Consider the following 776-nt stretch of genomic DNA (forward strand, 5'->3'; position numbering starts at 1 on the left):
GTCGGCAGTAGCACTGCATTGGGTACCGGCACGGTCACCATGGCAGATGACACCGAAATCGGTTTTGTGGCAGACAATTTAGATTTAGCCAATGATTTAGTGCTTTCCGGAACAGAGGATCCCACTTTAAATACTCATGGCAATACAGCCACTTGGTCTGGCAACATCAGTGGTACTGGTATATTAACGGTTAATGGCAGCGGTACACTCATTACCAAAGGCAGCAATAGTTATTCTGGTGCCACCAATGTAGTTGACAATACTACATTGCAAGCTGGTAAAGCAGATACCTTTAGTGCTAATTCCGAGCACAACATTGAGTCTGGCTCAACACTGGCATTGGATGGCTACAGCCAAACCATCGCCGCGCTCAGCAACAGCGGCACGGTTGATTTGCATAAACTAAACAGTGATGACGCTGGCGCTATTTTGACCGTTTCCGGCAACTACGCAGGCAACAACGGCAAACTGATCGTCAACACCGTTTGGAACACCGATAGCAGTACCTCGGATAAATTGGTGATTAACGGCGACGCCAGCGGCAGCACCACCGTTTCTACCCCCAACGGCATCATCGGCAACGTTGTTCAAACCAATGCGCAGATCTATTCTGCTGATGTGGTGACCATTGCCGGTACCGACAGCAGCGACACCACCTTCACTGGCAGTGCCCAAACCACCAACGCAGGTGAAGCACAGTTGGTCAAAAAAGACGCCAACACCTATGCGTGGACGCTGTATGCCAAATCTTCTGATGATGACAACAGTGGCAGCAC

Annotated in this window: 1 pseudogene; it reads left to right on the forward strand. The window is 49.9% G+C overall.

Features of this window, described 5'->3' with window-relative positions:
- A pseudogene (locus tag A2F46_RS12735) lies at window positions 1-776 on the forward strand (hypothetical protein); the annotation flags it as partial.

Origin of the sequence: Snodgrassella sp. CFCC 13594, assembly GCF_001590725.1 — a bacterium.
Lineage (GTDB): Bacteria > Pseudomonadota > Gammaproteobacteria > Burkholderiales > Neisseriaceae > Snodgrassella.